We start from the raw sequence: 15,532 nt of genomic DNA, 5'->3' as shown, positions 1-15,532 counted from the left end.
CGCATCTGTAATCGACATGTTTCATAGCTCCGGACCTATCCGATCGACTGTTGTACCGGTCGGCCATTCGCTCATCGGCCGCGCTATCCCCATAACTACGACGAGCACGTCCTCCACGCGCGCGGGCGGCAGGTCGGGACACAACACCTCTGAGTGGGACCGTAAACGAGCGCCCATAATGGTCACGATGACAAACAACCACGTTACGGACAGATGAGGCATGCGTTTCAAAGGCCTTGATCTGAACCTTCTCGTCGTGCTCGACGCACTGCTGACCGCGCGCAACCTCACGGCCGCGGCAAGCAGCATCAACCTTAGTCAGCCGGCTATGAGCGCGGCCGTCGCCCGGCTGCGCAACTATTTCAACGATGAACTGTTTACGATGAGCGGCCGCGAACGCGTTCTAACCCCGCGTGCGGAAACACTCGCCCCCGCTGTTCGTGGCGCACTCTTGCACATCCAATGCTCGATTATTTCTTGGGATCCGTTTAATCCGGCTCAATCCGATCGCCGCTTCAGGATCATTCTTTCCGATTTCGCCACACTCGTGTTTTTTGAAAAGGTCGTGGAGCGGGTTGCACGCGAAGCACCCGCCGTCAGCTTCGAATTGCGGCCGCTCGACAACGACCCCGATGAGCTTCTCCGGCGCGGTGACGTCGATTTTGTGATTCTTCCGGAATTTTTCATGTCGAGCGCCCATCCAAGAGCGGCGCTGTTCGACGAGACATTCGTGTGCGTGGGCTGCCCCACGAACAAGCAGTTGCCACGTCAGCTTACATTCGAGAGATACGTGTCGATGAAACACATTGCGTTCAGGGTCGGCGGTGCCCAGATGCCATCCATCGAGGAACAGTTTTTGCTTGAGCATGGTCTCAAGAGACGTGTTGAGATCGTCGTACAGGCCTTTAGCATGATCCCGCCGATGGTCTCAGGCACAGCTCGTATAGCGACCATGCCCTTCCGGCTGGTTCAGCATTTCAAAAAAACCTTCCCCTTGCGGATCATCGAACTTCCGCGGCCACTACCCACGTTCACCGAGGCCGTCCAATGGCCCACCCTCCACAACAGTGATCCGGCAAGCATCTGGATGCGGCAGATAATGTTGCAGGAGGCATCCCGCATGTGAAGTCGCGGGCACTCCTGGTCTCAGTCTAGATTTACTCAGCGCCTCATACGGGTGCGAACCGGCGTGCAAAATTGGGTCTGACGCACATTCGATGATTTTGCATGACGGCGTGCCACGTGTTTCCCCATGCTGGCAGCCGGCAACACCAAAAACATGAAGTGGAAGAAGTACTTTTACCGCAAGCTATGCGAGGCTGAAGGTTTTCGCCATGCGCCGCACCGAATTGCGGGGATACTGAGCGTGAGATAACTCGTCTCGTCCTCCTGCCGAATTCCGGTAAGCCGCCTTACCAAGGGCAGGCGGCGCTTGAGATTCCGCCGCTGGAAATCCGTCGCGCGGGGCTGTCGACGTTCAATCGCGGCTGGATCACAGTTGGTGAATACAACTACGATATCGCCGAACCATCCTCTATTTCGGGCCGAATCAGAAGCTGCGGGGCATGTTCGGCCCCGAGCTTCATGTAAGAAATCAGGCGCGCGATCCGCCCGATGCTCGCCGCAAGACAGAGCCGCATAGACCGCGTCGCCATGCCAGAGCGGTCGACGGACGAGGCGGTCCGGTTCGGTCCCGCACTCTTAGGTTCTCTCGTCGGCACCATCATTCGAAACGCCCCCGCCGGTCGAAATCGACCGGACAACAGCGTCCGATCACCCGAAGACGAGGCCTGCAACCGCCAAAAATCGTGCGTAGGATCGCACCGCGCGGCTGATGATTGCATCTTTCCCGCGCTGCGTCAGGTGGTCTGAGGTTCGCGCTTCGGGCCAAGCAAGAACACTGTCAGGGCGCCGAGGAACGAGGCAACGGCGCTGTAGGCAAGGGAACTGGCGACGCCGGCATTGTCCATCAGTAGTCCGCCGAAAATCGCGCCCGCTGCGATGGCTACCTGGAACGTTGCGGCCATCAGCCCACCGGCGCTTTCGGCCTGCTCGGGAGCGGCGTGCAGCACCATCCATGTCTGCAGTCCCACCGGCACCGCGCCGAAGGCAAAGCCCCATACTGTAACCGCAATCGCCGTGGCCCAAGCCGATGCTCCCAGCGTCAGCAGCGAGACAGTGGCCATCGCTATGAACAGGGGAGGCAGGGCCGCGGCTGCCTTGAGGCTGTGCTCGGCCAGGAATCCGCCGGCCAAATTGCCGAAGAAGCCGCCGATGCCAAAGACGAGCAACACCAGCGAGATCGTCTCGATATCAAGCGCGGGAAACTTCTCAAGGAAGGCGCGGATATAGGTGAAGCCGGCGAAGTGCCCGGAAGCGACCAGCAGGACGACCAACATCGCGACTTTGATCATCGGATTCTTGGCCACATCCAGCAGACTGCGGAAGCTGGCCACTCCAATCGGAGGCAGCCTCGGAATGGTTATGAGTTGCACTACCAGCGTAACGGCGCCGACGACCGCAGCGATCATGAAGGCGGTTCGCCATCCCCAGATATCGCCGACATAGGCGCCGATTGGAGCCGCGCAAACGGTAGCGCAGGTAACGCCGGTGAGGATGATCGACATGGCGCGCCGCAGGAGGTGACTTGGAACGAGCCGCATCGCCAGCGCTGCCGAAATCGACCAGAACCCTCCGAGTGCTATGCCGAGCACGACGCGGGCGGCCAGGAGAACCGGCAGCGACCCCGCGACGGCCGATAGAACGTTCGACAGGATCAGCAGCAGCGTCATCGCCCATATGACGATCCTGCGGTCCAGGGGCCTTGTGATGACGGCCATCGTCGGCGCCGAGATCGCCCCCACGATGGCGGTCGTTGTCAGCGCCTGTCCAACTGCACCCTCGGTGATAGAGAGATCATGCGCGAGCGGCGTCAGCACGCTGGCAGGCAGAAACTCTGCCGTCACAAGCCCAAAGGTGCCTAAGGCAAGCGAAATGACTGCACCCCATGCGGGACCAGACCGTTGATCTGGCTGTTTTGGGTCATGCAGAACTCCGTCCATGAAGCCCGTAGCGGATTCGGTCATCAACAGGGTCTCCAGTTTGGATGTGCTGCAAACTCGGGTTGCTGCGTTGACCCGCATTAACGCCAGAAGCGCCATTCCCTGCGGCATTGCACGGACGAGGGGATGTTCATCGCTTCGCGATATTTTGTGACGGTGCGGCGCGCAAATCGATGGCCCTTTCCTTGGGCCGGACGACGATGTCGTCGTCGGAAAGCGCGTCATCTTGCGATTCGTCGGCGATTGTCGCCTTGATCCGATGGCGGACAGCTTCGGGGGGGACCGCGCGTCGCCACCTTGGGAGGACGCGCTCGCGACGGTGAAAAAATACTTCAGTTCGAACACTTCGCGCGGGGTCTGCATGTATGTGTTCGACGTCACCCGGCTTACCGTCGCCTGATGCACTTTGATCGCGTCGGCGACAGTCCTGGGCCCGAGAGGCCGCACTTGGTCGATGCCGTGTTCCAAAAAAGGCATCCTCCTGGCGGAGGCGGGTAAGCGACAATTGGGCGAGCGCCACGGCTCCGTCAGTCTCGAACCAGCCATAGCAAATCAGATACCGGAGGAGGGACGTCTGGAGGGGACGTTCGGCGCAAACGTGCACGGTCTCCTTGGGCGCTTGTATGGAACTTCGCGTTTTTGCCATGGTTCTGTTCATAGCTTTCTACGTGCCTTGGTGGGCTCTAACGGATAACAGCAAGCGCTATGCCATTTCACTTGGGGGCACCGAATCGGACTATCTTTTGCCGAAGCCCTGTCGGCTTGAGCAGGGGCGCCGTGCATTGACCGAGACCGAGCGCGCCGCACAATCGCTTGGTCACCCGGACCGAGCAAAGGTGCTGTACTGTCGGAGTAGTCAGAACTTCCGCGCCGGCAAGGGAAGGCGAAAGCCGTTCCGGACGGGCCGAGCCGATGCATTGCCGCACGCCGGCATCGACCGCGTAAGGCTTTGTCTCTGGCGTGTAATTGCGTGCGCAGGCTGCGATCTGCGAAGACGCGGCCGTCGCGCCTACGATCGCGCTGTTGCTGCTCCCCCTGTCGAGGAAGGCCTTTGACACCTCCGAGCTCTTCAGCACGGCGCGCCGGTCTCCACGCCCTGAGGATCGAGTCCGGCTGGGCGTCACGGCGTTTGCGAGATTGAGATTCCTTGATTTGCTCCCTCGTGCGCGCCTATCCGAAAACATTGTTGTGTCCCGAAGGCTGACAAGAATGTCGCAAGCGCGACCAAAAGATCGCCACGGCCCACAGGGGCAATTGCGACCAGTGGCCTTCTTCGGAAATCGGGGGAGCAATACCCTTTCCTCGTCGACTTCGGACGCGGGCTCAGCCGTGCCCGCCGCGCCGCTAGGAACGACCTAACCTTGGCGGATGGCGGCTGGCCGATCACCCGGGTATGTCCGCGTCGATAAAAGAAAAGCGTCTGGTCTCAGCCAGGCGGACCTCGCGAAGGCCATCGGTATCAATTTGGTCGAATTCCTCGATCACGCCGAGACGATCGGTTTCGCTCCAATGGAACCAGCTGGCGCGGATTCGACCAAGTTCCCAACCGAAAACACACGAAACGCGGCGGCTTCCGACCGCCGATCAATGGGCCGAGGCCCGGTCGCTGTTACCCTCGAATGAGTCCGCCATGCCGAGGCGGCTCGTCGATAGCCGCGGGTTGGCGCCTCTCCGGGGCGCGTTGGCTGCACGTTCCGCCCCTTGGACCCCGCTTCCGGCAACAACATCCGGCCGCCAAAGCTCGCCCTTGTCAGTGCTCGATTACCACGCCGAGATGCCTGCTGGGGCTCCCGGTGCACGGGCACATTTATGATCCGGCACGGTGTTGAGCGTGCGGAACCCGCCGCACGCGTTCCGATCGCTTGTTGTGCTCACCCGATCACGCGACCTGTCCCCACACGTCTTGAGGACATTCCCCTGCGGCTGGCTCATTGACCTATGGGCGGTTCCAGCCCGCCCGAAACCCTCGCCACCAGCTTTTTTCCCCGCCGCATGACGCGGCTTCCTCGCGCCGCTTCGCTTCAAAAAAGCTGCCCGCTCGGGTCCTTCGCTGCCGCTGCGGCCCTGCCGGGTTCGGGCGGTCCGGACGCGCCCATCACGGTCCGCCATCGCAGGGGAATGGTCCCCGGCGACAGCAGAAGGAGACAGGAAAATGACCGCGATCGGTTACGTCAACAAGCAGGAAAACGGCAGCTACAAAGGCCAGCTCAGGACGCTCAGCGTCCGCGCCGACATCGACATCGTGCCCAATCGAAGCAAGTCCGCCGACAACCATCCCGACTTCCGGGTGCTGACGCAGGGCGTGGAGGTCGGCGCCGGCTGGATCCGAACCGGGGAGACTTCCGGCAACGACTATGTGAGCTTGTCCATCGCCGCACCGGAGTTCGGTCCCCGCAAGCTCTACGCCAATCTCGGCCGCGCCGCCGGCCAAGACGATCAAGACACCTACGCCCTCATCTGGAACCCGGCCGACTGACCGGCCGGCTCAAGCCCTCGCGCCGCAACTCGGCGCGGGGGTTCCCGCCGACGCTCGCCCGAAGGGGCGGCGAAAACTCCCACCCGACTCTTCGCCCGTCCCCAGGACGACCTCGCTCGCCGATCCTCGCGGTCGCTTGTCCGAAGCGAAACGAGGACCATCATGGACGACGAAAACGACCGCGCGGCCCGCGCCAAGAAGGGCAGTCCGTTTCTGAACACCGCGCAGGCTGCCTTCTATATCGGCCTGTCCCAGCGCACCCTGGAAAAGATGCGGCTGACCGGCGGCGGCCCGAAATACCGCAAGCACGGCCGCTATGTCCGCTACCACATCGACGAACTCGACGACTGGTCGAAAGGCCGCCCGCCAGAACCCGGCTCCGACGATGACAAGGGCGGGTCCGGCTCAGCCGACGAGGGAGCCCGCTCATGAGCCAGCGGCCTTCCATCCATCTGATCGGCAGCCGTTTGCGGCGCGTTCGGGCGCGCAACGCAATCGCCATCGCCGCGATTGGCCTGAGCCTGACAGGCTTCACGGCGCTCCCAAAGCCGTCTCCCTTGCTGGTCTGGAACGCCTCGGCTAGCGCGCCGGTCGGTCTCTATCGCGTTGGGTCTGGCACGCCTGCGCGCGGCGATCTTGTGCTCGCCCGCCCGCCTGGCTTCGTTGCCTATCTCGCCGACCAACGCGGCTATCTGCCTCGCAATATACCGCTGGTGAAGCGTCTCGCCGCGCTGCCGGACGAGCATGTCTGCGCCTTTAGTAATGCCATCATCATAGGCGGCGAGATCGTCGCCCGTCGGCTCAAAATCGACACGCAAGGCCGTCCGCTGCCCTGGTGGAACGGCTGCCGAGCGCTCGCCCATGACGAGGTTTTCCTGCTCGGCAACGAAAAAAATCACTCCTTCGACAGTCGCTATTTCGGGCCGGTGCCGGCCGAAAACATCATCGGGAGGCTGGTGCCGCTATGGACCGAGTGACCCTCCTGATGCTCGGCATGATCGCCGTCGCGCCATGCGCCTGTTCCGCCTCGACCGGCGCTGAGCCAGCCGTCATCTCCCAAAGTCCGCAGCTGCAACGATGGCAGCACTTCGTATCGGAAGCAAGCGCACGCTTCCACATTCCCCAGGCCTGGATTTGCGCCGTCATCGATGCCGAAAGCCGCGGCAAGACCGTCCTCGATGGCCGTCCCATCACCTCCCGCGCCGGCGCCATGGGTCTTATGCAGGTGATGCCCGGCACCTATCAGGAGATGCGCGTCGAGCACGGTCTGGGAGCCGACCCGCACGATCCGCGCGACAACATCTTGGCCGGAACCGCCTATCTCAGCGCCATGTATAAGCGTTTCGGATTCCCCGGCCTGTTTGCCGCCTACAACGCTGGACCCGAGCGCTATGAAGGCCATTTGAAGCTTCGAAGGCCGCTGCCGAAAGAGACCGTTGCCTATCTGAAACAGCTTGAGGCGACGGGGATTTCGGCGGCCGACATGAACGAATTCAAAGGCCAATCCACAACTTCAAAGGGGCGGAACGCTCCCTCCGGACGCTCTTTGTTCTTCCTTCGCGACGGTGTTCGCGCCGGTGAAACGAATGGCGGCCTTTTCGTGCCGCTCGGCAGGGATCGCGCGCGGAAAAAGAAGCACAATGGCTAGCGATGTTGAGGGCATCCGGGAGGGGCCAGGGACGCTTAAGGCGAGGGGCGCGTAAGGCAAGATAAAGGCACCGCCTCCATGAGGCGGCGAAGCCTTTGTCTGCACATCCTTTTTGCCGGAGGCTGCCGGCGGCGCCAGGAGGGTGGGCCAGCGAGACCCAGGTTTCGCTTGAATTTGCCCGGAGGCTGGTATGCAGGACGATGAGTTCAGGCCGAAGCTCGGCAAGATCGGCTCGCGCGGCTCGAAAGCAGGCAAGCGCTATGCCGGCCAGGTCAAGGCAGCGATCAACCGAGCCGGCGGCCGCCTCCAGCGCGGCGGTCGCTTCACGGGGAGCCGGACAGGCCGCGGCGGGGCGGCGGCCGCGCTGCTCAAGTCACGCGACCGGTATGCCGCCTTCCGGCAGCGGCGGGTGATGGTCAAGGCGCGGATAGTGAAGCTGGCCGGCAAGGGTGCGGACGGAGCGCGTGCGCATCTGCGCTACATCCAGCGCGATGGCGTCACCAGGGAAGGCGAACCCGGCAAACTCTATGGCCCCGGCAGGGATCGCATCGACAGTAAGGCCTTCGTCGATCGCGCGGATAGCGACCGGCATCAATTCCGCTTTATCGTCGCACCGGAAGACAGCATTGAGTATGACGACCTCAAGCCGCTGACGCGGCGGCTCATGGCGCAGATGGAGGAGGATCTCGGCACCAGGCTCGACTGGGTTGCCGTCGACCATTTCAACACCGGCCATCCGCACACCCATATCATTGTCCGCGGCAAGGATGATCGCGGCGAAAACCTCGTCATCGCGCGGGAGTATATTTCGAGCGGCATCCGCGAGCGGGCGGCCGAACTGGTGAGCCTCGACCTCGGTCCCCGTACCGACCGCGAGATTGAACAGCGCTTGCGCCAGGAAATGGAGCAGGAACGCTTCACCAGCATCGACCGGCAGCTGCTGCGCATGCGCGATGAGGACCGACTTGTTTCTACGGACGGCCGCGACGCCTTTCGCCAGGCGCTGCATCAAGGCCGTCTGCGCAAGCTCGAGCGGATGGGCTTAGCCGAGGAGGTCGACCCGGTCCGCTGGCGCCTGGATGATGAGCTGGAAGCCACGCTGCGCCGCACCAGCGAACGCGGCGACATCATCAAGACCATGCACCGCGAGCTGACTGGCAAGGGGCTCGCTCGCAGTGCCGCCGATTACCTTGTCCACGATCGACGTGAAGAGCCCTCCACACCGGTCGTCGGCCGCCTCGTCGCGCGCGGGCTCGCCGACGAAATCAACGATCGGCATTACCTCATCGTCGACGGCGTTGACGGCAAAAGCCATTGGATAGACATCGGCAAAGGCGAGTTGACAGAACCGACGCCCGACGGCTGCATCGTGCGTGTTACGTCTAGGGATACCAAGCCCAGGCAAGTCGACCGTACAATCGCCGACATCGCGACCGCACACGGCGGCCGTTACAGCGTCGATATGCACCTCAAGCATGATGCGTTCGCCACCGAAAGCTTTGCCGAGACGCATATCCGCCGGCTGGAGGCGATCCGGCGCTCCACCGGCGGCGTGGAGCGAGAGCCGAATGGCACCTGGATCATCGCGCCGGATCATCTCGATCGTGTCGCGGAATACGAGCGCCTGCGGGCCAGGGTCGAGCCTGTGATAGTCGAGAAGCTCTCATCAATGCCGCTGGAACGCCAAGTCAGCTTCGAAGGCGCCACCTGGCTCGACCGGAACCTGGTTGCCGAGAGACCGGAGCCGTTGCGCAACTCAGGCTTCGGGCATGAGGTGCGGGAGGCGCATGCCCGTCGGCGGCAGTGGCTGATCGCGCAAGGCCTCGCGCACGAAGAACAGGACCGGGTCGTCTATCGTGCCAACATGATTTCGATCCTGCGCCAGCGCGAGCTGAACCGTGTCGCCGGCCAGCTGTCGGATCAGCTCGGTCTCTCGTATGCCGAAGCGCAGCCTGGAGAACGAATAGAAGGCACGCTGCGCCGATCGGTCGAGCTTGCCAGCGGCAAATATGCCGTGATCGAGAAGTCGCGCGAGTTCACGCTCGTGCCATGGAGGCCGGTGCTTGATCGGTACATCGGAAAGGAGGTTTCCGGTGTGGCGCGTGGGGAGGCTATCTCATGGACCCTCGGACGGCAGAGGAGCGGACATGGGGTTTCGTAGTGGCGCGCACATCGCCGCCCGGCGGCAACGGAGACATTCGCGCGTCTGCTTAGGCGGCGGAGACATCGCTTAGCTGTACGATGCTCTTGCCGTATTTGCGCCTGTAAGCGGCAATGAAATCGTCATCGCTACAGATGCAGCGGCCGCTGGAATCCTTGGCCTTCGGATCGTGCAAGCGGGAGCCAAGTGGGCGCAGAAGATTCACCCGAGTGCTCGTCGTCGGGCCCACGGGAAAACCCGCGCTGTGTTTGACGAGCTCGGCGGCAAGCATAATCCCGGCAAGCGCTGACTGGAAGGCCATCGGAACCACGGTTCGAACGCGGCGACTTCCATCACTGAGCTGGAACACCAGACCGCCGCAGATAGCCTGCTGATAAAAGGAACGCAGGGGCTGGCCAACAAACGGGGCTAGCGGTTCAAACGGCACAGCCATCGCTGTAGCCACCCGAACTACAAAGTCGTTGGGAACTCCGGCATTGGTCTGCAGGAGCGTTTTCACCTGCTCGTGTGCTTCCGGTATTCCGAGTTCCTCGGCAATCAGCTGGTGCTCGTCCTTGGATTTCCCGGACGGCAGGTACATGCAACAAAGGCAAGCTTGGCCGTCATCGAACCCGTGCCGCGAGATGCCGAGGTCGTGCTCCTGCGTCCAGGCATTCGCGATCCATCGGGGCAGAGCACCTTGGACCGCCAGACGGTCGGCGGCGGTGTCAAGCGCCACACCCACTCGGTCGAAGACCCAGTCGCCGTGGCGCGCAACATATTCTGCCCACGTCAGCGGGTGCGCCTCGACCCCAATGGCCGTCGATCTAAGGGCGGTGGCTGCAAGAACCGCCTTGGACATGCCAATCTCCGCCTGGCCGGCCAATACGTAGCGCTGCAGGTTTGAGAGTTCGATTGCTTCGTGATCGATTACATGCAGACGACCCGTGAGACCGGGTTGTCTCGCTAGCGCCCAAAGCGAGCCATGGCCTATCGCACCGAGCCCAACGAGGTGCGTTTCGCCAAGGTCGACAGGTATGTCGATCGGGCCTGCCTCGCCGGCTTTGGTCTTGTCGTAGCTGTATAACGAGAGGTCGATGGTTTCGTCTAACTCGGCGCCGGTCAGCTGGGCGGCGAAGATGGTTCGAAAGACGTTGGCGGCGCCGAAGCAACTGGCGGCGCCAGCTCCATAGGGCAGCAAACTCGAGCCGGAGCCCACCGGGTCCGTACGCGACAGCTTTGCCGCCCAACCGTCCGATCCCATGAAAAAGGTCGGGCACCGGAGTGGTGGGCGCGTCACCCCTGCAACTACGCAGATGGTGGCAGACTTGCCGGAACGCCGGATGCCAACTTTTGGATTTATCGACTTTGCCAAGCGCTCCAGCGCTTGGGCTTGAAAGCTTGCCGCGCTGCCCAGCGGGAGTATCGCCAGAACTGGATAGAGCCTGGCGAGCAACCTCACCGCAAGATCTAGTGTCGCCTGGCCTTCGGCGCAGGAAGCGGCTTGATCGTCAAAGGCGACGGCCACGACCTGCTTTTCAAGAGCTGCTTTAAAGTCCTCCAGATGAAAATCGGCTAGGACCTGAGATGCCGCCGTGGCGGCGCGGTCGATGAAGTTAGCGAGTGCCATTGTTCAACTCGTTATTGTGATCATTCGCGACAGTGCCGCGGAAGGGAGCGCATTCCAGTTGGCTTTTCCGTCGAGCCGATAGGCGGCGACTCGAGCAAAATCGAAAGGCTCGCGGGCGAAATTCGGCACTACCAGCGACAGACACCCAACCGTGGTAGCAACCGCATAAGCATCGTCGGTCGTCGAATGGTAGGCTCGGCCCGGATGGCTATGGATCTGGGCCAAGAGTTTCAGGCCGCTATTGTAGAGCCAGACATTAAGCCGGTGCAGTTCCTCGGCCGGAACCATCACGCAAACACCATCGCCCGTCCGAATGTGACGCTGCGCCGGGAGCACGGTCTCTGTTACGGCAAAATGCTGGTCTTGCTGAACGCCGACCCAGAGCGCCATCCCCTCATTGCCTTCGCGACCAACCGAGCGCAGATGCGCATGCACAGTCGAGATGCAGTGGCGCGGGAGCGTCACGGTCGTTACATCCATCAAAACGCTCATTCCGGGATGGCGGATGGGGGTACTACCATCGCTCCCACTGAGATTTGGAACTGATACTGTATCTGCTCCACGGGGCCGGTCCCGTACTTGATGATCTTGTCCAGGATAAAGGCCAAACAGCCTTCGCCAGAACCCCGGTGGAGAAGCCATGAGTCACCTGAATGGGCTGGATTGTCGTGGTATTCCCGGACGCCTGCCATGCACAGGAATGGCGTATGTTCCGCACTGTTGGCCTGGAGGAAGTCCGCTAGCGACAGAGCTTTCTGCTGCATGAGGACCGAAATCATATCCGGTGGGGTTCCGGGTAGATGCGGTCGTCTGAGCATACTTAGCAGTAAATCCTTGCGGGCAACCGGCCGGCGGGTAAAGGGGTCGACGAAGACTACCGACGGAGGTCGGAGGTCGTAATTGGAGAAGTCGATCTCGACAGCTGCACCGATTATCTGTGGCCTTATCTTGGGCGGTGCGAAGATGAAGAAGGCAGTAGGGAATCTCGCCTCGATCAGGAAACAACCCTGAGCCCGGTAAGCGCCCGCTTGTGTTTGGAACCAGCCGATCTGCCGATCGAATTTCGCTCGCGAGACCGCAGGGTCCACAGTCTGGATTTCAGGCACCTGCTACACCCGCCTTCAGGCTGAGGAACAGGGTCACAATGTTCGCGAAACCGAAATCGCCAACTTTTTTGTCAACGTCGAGCAGGTTGCCGGCCTCATCCTTGAATTCCCAATTCTCGGCCGGCTGGGCGACGTTCTGCGTGTTCTCAAGGGCTTTGGCACGAACGACGTGAAGCGGCTGGTTGGGATTGGCTTCGACCTGCGTGGGCTGGCCGTTCACCACCACCGTGATCTCGATCTTGCCGCCGTGATCGCCCTTACCCGAATCCTTCGACATTTGTCCTACTCCTGTGGCTTGCCAACCGGCCCCAGGCGCTTGTGCCCACCTGCTAGTGAGACCGGCGATCTTCAATCGTCCACTCGGCGCCACGGGCCGCGAGTACGCAAAAGACAGGGGATAAGCTACCGAATCGGTGCTACCTTCTTTTATGCGTGACTTGAGCGGCAAGTAAACGGGCTGAAATTGCGCTTCACAACTATAATCGATTAGAGCAATACGAAAATATTGGCGATACACCTATTTCATGTGCTCTTTCACGCGCCTGCTCCACTGACAGCCCCCGTGCAAGTCCGCCTGCCGGTATGATTTCAGGTTCGATTGGGCGGGCGCTGTGACCGTTTGGCTGCGGCGGCTTCTAGCCGCTGCAATCTTGACGGAGGGTTTATCGAATAGGCAATCACGTGGAGCTTTAGAGCTGGTGATCCGAGCTCGGCCTATTCGAAAGGTGGCTCGGAAGCAGGTCGCCGTGACCAACTCCGGGGACCGGGATAGTCGCGACGAGAAGACGGGACTGTCCGGATTGACGTGAGTGGCTGCACCGAACCGTCGTCCGGGTGTGTTAGCTGACCGTTTTCCGTGAGACTTGCGATCATTTGTTTTCAATGGGTTAGCCGATTCAGATTTGATGAGACCGAGTCGGATTTGTTGAGACGGAACTGTCACGCGATTCAGTTATGGTGAGACTACCTTGATGCACCATTCGCGTGAAGACCATGCGACGCGATCAACTCGACGAACAGGAATGGCAGAATGTGCTCCGGCATGCGGACGTATTGCGGCGGTTGCCGCTGCGGCCCACAGCCGGCGAAGTCTCCGACGCCATGGCGGAACTGTCCATCAGCCGTGCGACCCTGTTCCGCTGGCTGAAGCGATACCGGACAGAGGAGCGCGCTGCCGCGCTTATTAGCCGGCAGTCGGGGCGGCGCAGCGGTATCGACGCCTTTGATCCGGCTCTGAAGACGATCGTCGATCGCAACATCACGACGTTCTACGCGACGCCGGAGAGGCCGACACTAACGCGGCTTTGGAAGCGGATCTCGTCCGATTGCCGGGCAGGACGGATGCCGCCGCCGTCAATCCGGCGGCTCAAGACCTATTTGGGTACGCTTGATGTCGAGGAGCTGACCCGCCGACGCGAGGGCAAGGCGCGGGCCGATGCGCAATTCCTGGCCCTGCCGGGCGAATTCTCCGCGCAGCATCCACTGCAGGTCGTCCAAATCGACCATACGAAGGTCGACGTGACGGTAGTCGATCCGATTGAACGACTACCCATCGGTCGACCGATCCTGACCATCGCGATCGACGTCTGCACGCGGATGGTGCTTGGTTTCTACCTTTCCCTGGAGGCGCCGTCGGTGACGTCGGTGGCGCTTTGCCTGACGCATGCGATCATCGACAAGACCCGCTGGTTGCAGGATCGCGGGATTTCCCTGGAATGGCCGGCAAGCGGCCTGCCGGGGTGCATCCATGTCGACAACGGCGCCGAATTTCACGCGCGCGCCTTCAAGCGTGGTTGCGACGACCACAACATCGTCGTCTCCTACCGGCCGCCGGGAACGCCCCGGTTTGGCGGACACATCGAGCGTCTGATCGGCACGATGATGGGAGCGGTGCATCTGCTGCCAGGCACACACTTCTCCAATGTTCTGGACCGTGGCGATTACGATCCCGAGGCGCGCGCCGTGATGACCATGCGCGAGCTCGAGACGTGGCTGGCGCTGGAAATCATCGCCTACCATTCCGACCTGCACCGTGGCATTGGCCGCCCACCCGTCGCCGCCTGGAACGAAGCCATATCCGCGCGTCCGCCGCGGCATGTGCACGATCCGCTGGCCTTCCTGATCGATTTCCTGCCGTTCGAGCCGCGTGTGCTGCGGCGAACTGGCATCCACCTCAACAACATCTGCTACTGGTCCGACGGTTTTGCGCCCTGGATCGGCCGATGCGACGAAATGGTGCTGGTCAAATATGACCCGCGGGATCTGCACCAGGTCTTCGTCAAGCTGGGCGGGAACTACCTGATGGCACCCACGCGCAATCCGGGACGACCGGCCATCACGTTGTGGGAGCAAAAGGCGGCACTGCGCGTGCAGCGTGCGCGCGGCCGCCGGGAGATCGATGAGGAGACGATCTTCCAGACGATCGCGGCGCAGCGAACTCTGGTCGAACAGGCGACGAAGGAAACCACGCAAACCCGCAGGCTGCGTGCGCGACGTGCCCATCTGCAAGCAAGACCGGAGATCCCGGCAAGCGCGCCGGCGGACGAGCCGGTGATCGCCTTGCCGCATTTCCCGGTGGAGGTATGGGAATGACGGCCTATCCGCACCTCGATCCCGCCGTTCAGGCCCATGCCGACCTACCCGATCGCGAGCGTATCGAGCATATCCGGGTGGACCGGTGGATCGACTATCCACGGGCCCGTCAGGCGCTCGACAAGCTCGAGGAACTGCTCCTGTTTCCCAAGCGCGCCCGCATGCCCAATCTGCTGATCTTCGGCGCCTCGGGGATGGGCAAGACGATGATCATCGAGAAGTTCGTGCGCGCCCATCCGCCCAGCTTCGACGAGAGCAGCGGGATCGATCACCGGCCCGTCATCGTCGTGCAGATGGTCGCTTCTCCCCACGAGGGACGCTTCTATCATCGCCTGCTTTCGGTGATCGGGGCACCGCCGCCGACACGCGCCACGCTCGGGCAGCTCGAAACACAGGCACTGCGACTGCTCCAGGAAATCGCGCCCCGCATGCTGATCATCGACGAGGTCCAGAACCTGATCGCCGGCACCTACCGCGAGCAGCGCCGGATGCTCAATCTGCTGCGCTTCCTCGGCAACGAGCTGCGGATTCCGCTGATCTGCCTCGGCTCGCACGAGGCGCGCGATGCGGTCCGGGGCGATGCCCACCTCAACAGCCGCTTCGAGCCCTACGGGCTGCCGCCCTGGCGTCACGACGCCGATTTCCAAGGGCTGATAGGCGGGCTTCTTTGGTCGTTGCCGCTGCGCCTTCCCTCGGAGCTGACAGACAGCGCGCTCAAGCGTCTCGTCGACGTCAACGGCGGCGTCACGTCATCGATCTTCCGGATGGTGATCGACCTTGCCACGGATGCGATCCTCACCGGAACTGAACGCATCACGCCGGCCGCGATCCTCGACCACCGTGTCGCCGCGCCTGCGACCGTCGCTGCGGCCTGAGCC

At 62.0% G+C, this 15,532-nt stretch carries 14 protein-coding genes and 2 pseudogenes; 9 read left to right on the top strand and 7 right to left on the bottom strand.

Annotated features, from left to right (window positions below):
- Nucleotides 1–21: 21 nt before the first annotated feature.
- Entirely contained in the window at nucleotides 22–177 is a 156-nt protein-coding gene (locus tag JN279_RS38475) for a hypothetical protein (RefSeq protein ID WP_272481108.1), read from the bottom strand.
- A 43-nt stretch (nucleotides 178–220) separates the two neighbouring features.
- On the opposite strand from JN279_RS38475, the gene JN279_RS35715 reads away from it, so the two are divergent.
- Together JN279_RS35715 and JN279_RS35710 are read left to right on the top strand one after the other, a co-directional pair.
- Entirely contained in the window at nucleotides 221–1,126 is a 906-nt protein-coding gene (locus tag JN279_RS35715) for a LysR family transcriptional regulator (RefSeq protein WP_010913836.1), read from the top strand.
- A gap of 120 nt (nucleotides 1,127–1,246) precedes the next feature.
- Nucleotides 1,247–1,353, top strand: a pseudogene (locus tag JN279_RS35710) (nitrogen fixation protein NifQ); the annotation flags it as partial.
- A 506-nt stretch (nucleotides 1,354–1,859) separates the two neighbouring features.
- On the opposite strand, the gene JN279_RS35705 reads toward JN279_RS35710, so the two are convergent.
- Nucleotides 1,860–3,086, bottom strand: a complete 1,227-nt coding sequence (locus JN279_RS35705; protein ID WP_044549158.1) for an MFS transporter — start codon at nucleotides 3,084–3,086, stop codon at nucleotides 1,860–1,862.
- 56 nt (nucleotides 3,087–3,142) lie between these two features.
- Nucleotides 3,143–3,533: pseudogene (locus JN279_RS35700) on the bottom strand (RNA polymerase factor sigma-54); the annotation flags it as partial.
- A gap of 1,681 nt (nucleotides 3,534–5,214) precedes the next feature.
- On the opposite strand from JN279_RS35700, the gene JN279_RS35695 reads away from it, so the two are divergent.
- The 5 genes from JN279_RS35695 (at nucleotide 5,215) to rlxS (ending at nucleotide 9,347) form a co-directional block, all read left to right on the top strand.
- Complete coding sequence (locus JN279_RS35695) at nucleotides 5,215–5,538, top strand: DUF736 domain-containing protein (RefSeq protein WP_202296074.1); 324 nt, start codon at nucleotides 5,215–5,217, stop codon at nucleotides 5,536–5,538.
- A gap of 162 nt (nucleotides 5,539–5,700) precedes the next feature.
- On the top strand, nucleotides 5,701–5,970 hold the full coding sequence (locus JN279_RS35690) for a helix-turn-helix transcriptional regulator (protein ID WP_006328932.1): 270 nt from the start codon (nucleotides 5,701–5,703) through the stop codon (nucleotides 5,968–5,970).
- Nucleotides 5,967–6,515: a S26 family signal peptidase gene (locus tag JN279_RS35685; protein ID WP_010913839.1), complete on the top strand. Its 549-nt coding sequence runs from the start codon at nucleotides 5,967–5,969 to the stop codon at nucleotides 6,513–6,515. Before JN279_RS35690 ends, JN279_RS35685 begins: the two co-directional genes overlap by 4 nt.
- On the top strand, nucleotides 6,503–7,186 hold the full coding sequence (locus JN279_RS35680) for a lytic transglycosylase domain-containing protein (protein WP_010913840.1): 684 nt from the start codon (nucleotides 6,503–6,505) through the stop codon (nucleotides 7,184–7,186). Before JN279_RS35685 ends, JN279_RS35680 begins: the two co-directional genes overlap by 13 nt.
- Nucleotides 7,187–7,376: 190 nt before the next feature.
- Nucleotides 7,377–9,347, top strand: coding sequence for a relaxase/mobilization nuclease RlxS (gene rlxS, locus JN279_RS35675; protein WP_202351504.1), 1,971 nt, complete (start codon nucleotides 7,377–7,379; stop codon nucleotides 9,345–9,347).
- Nucleotides 9,348–9,396: 49 nt separating this feature from the next.
- Here rlxS and JN279_RS35670 read toward each other — a convergent pair whose 3' ends face one another.
- The 4 genes from JN279_RS35670 to JN279_RS35655 are packed head-to-tail and all read right to left on the bottom strand — an operon-like array spanning nucleotide 9,397 to nucleotide 12,339.
- Nucleotides 9,397–10,956, bottom strand: a complete 1,560-nt coding sequence (locus tag JN279_RS35670) for an E2 ligase fold family C protein (RefSeq protein WP_096453868.1) — start codon at nucleotides 10,954–10,956, stop codon at nucleotides 9,397–9,399.
- Nucleotides 10,957–10,959: 3 nt separating this feature from the next.
- On the bottom strand, nucleotides 10,960–11,436 hold the full coding sequence (locus tag JN279_RS35665) for a Mov34/MPN/PAD-1 family protein (RefSeq protein ID WP_244420607.1): 477 nt from the start codon (nucleotides 11,434–11,436) through the stop codon (nucleotides 10,960–10,962).
- Nucleotides 11,437–11,444: 8 nt separating this feature from the next.
- Nucleotides 11,445–12,062 carry a putative metal-binding protein gene (locus JN279_RS35660; RefSeq protein ID WP_010913845.1) on the bottom strand — a complete coding sequence of 206 codons (618 nt, stop codon included), beginning with the start codon at nucleotides 12,060–12,062 and terminating at the stop codon, nucleotides 11,445–11,447.
- A complete protein-coding gene (locus tag JN279_RS35655) occupies nucleotides 12,055–12,339 on the bottom strand; it encodes a DUF2604 domain-containing protein (protein ID WP_044549170.1) in 285 nt (94 codons plus the stop codon). Before JN279_RS35655 ends, JN279_RS35660 begins: the two co-directional genes overlap by 8 nt.
- Before the next feature lie 716 nt (nucleotides 12,340–13,055).
- On the opposite strand from JN279_RS35655, the gene JN279_RS35650 reads away from it, so the two are divergent.
- Both JN279_RS35650 and JN279_RS35645 read left to right on the top strand, forming a co-directional pair.
- Nucleotides 13,056–14,654, top strand: a complete 1,599-nt coding sequence (locus JN279_RS35650; protein ID WP_202351503.1) for a Mu transposase C-terminal domain-containing protein — start codon at nucleotides 13,056–13,058, stop codon at nucleotides 14,652–14,654.
- The gene (locus JN279_RS35645; RefSeq protein ID WP_202351502.1) at nucleotides 14,651–15,529 is read left to right on the top strand and encodes a TniB family NTP-binding protein; all 879 of its coding nucleotides are present in this window, start codon (nucleotides 14,651–14,653) and stop codon (nucleotides 15,527–15,529) included. The genes JN279_RS35650 and JN279_RS35645 overlap by 4 nt, the downstream gene beginning before the upstream one ends.
- Nucleotides 15,530–15,532 lie beyond the last annotated feature (3 nt).

It is taken from the genome of Mesorhizobium sp. 113-1-2 (assembly GCF_016756475.1).
GTDB lineage: Bacteria > Pseudomonadota > Alphaproteobacteria > Rhizobiales > Rhizobiaceae > Mesorhizobium > Mesorhizobium loti_C.
Note: the sequence above shows the minus strand (reverse complement) of the source record. Positions and strands in the feature narration are given on the sequence as shown.

Excerpts from the sequence above, each read along its gene's own strand:
- JN279_RS35715 (WP_010913836.1), top strand. The coding sequence starts at position 221 with ATGCGTTTCAAAGGCCTTGATCTGAACCTTCTCGTCGTGCTCGACGCA.
- JN279_RS35685 (WP_010913839.1), top strand. The coding sequence starts at position 5,967 with ATGAGCCAGCGGCCTTCCATCCATCTGATCGGCAGCCGTTTGCGGCGC.
- JN279_RS35705 (WP_044549158.1), bottom strand. The coding sequence starts at position 3,086 with ATGACCGAATCCGCTACGGGCTTCATGGACGGAGTTCTGCATGACCCA.
- JN279_RS35670 (WP_096453868.1), bottom strand. The coding sequence starts at position 10,956 with ATGGCACTCGCTAACTTCATCGACCGCGCCGCCACGGCGGCATCTCAG.
- JN279_RS35695 (WP_202296074.1), top strand. The coding sequence starts at position 5,215 with ATGACCGCGATCGGTTACGTCAACAAGCAGGAAAACGGCAGCTACAAA.
- JN279_RS35655 (WP_044549170.1), bottom strand. The coding sequence starts at position 12,339 with ATGTCGAAGGATTCGGGTAAGGGCGATCACGGCGGCAAGATCGAGATC.
- JN279_RS35680 (WP_010913840.1), top strand. The coding sequence starts at position 6,503 with ATGGACCGAGTGACCCTCCTGATGCTCGGCATGATCGCCGTCGCGCCA.
- JN279_RS35650 (WP_202351503.1), top strand. The coding sequence starts at position 13,056 with ATGCGACGCGATCAACTCGACGAACAGGAATGGCAGAATGTGCTCCGG.
- rlxS (WP_202351504.1), top strand. The coding sequence starts at position 7,377 with ATGCAGGACGATGAGTTCAGGCCGAAGCTCGGCAAGATCGGCTCGCGC.
- JN279_RS35645 (WP_202351502.1), top strand. The coding sequence starts at position 14,651 with ATGACGGCCTATCCGCACCTCGATCCCGCCGTTCAGGCCCATGCCGAC.
- JN279_RS35690 (WP_006328932.1), top strand. The coding sequence starts at position 5,701 with ATGGACGACGAAAACGACCGCGCGGCCCGCGCCAAGAAGGGCAGTCCG.
- JN279_RS38475 (WP_272481108.1), bottom strand. The coding sequence starts at position 177 with ATGGGCGCTCGTTTACGGTCCCACTCAGAGGTGTTGTGTCCCGACCTG.
- JN279_RS35665 (WP_244420607.1), bottom strand. The coding sequence starts at position 11,436 with ATGGATGTAACGACCGTGACGCTCCCGCGCCACTGCATCTCGACTGTG.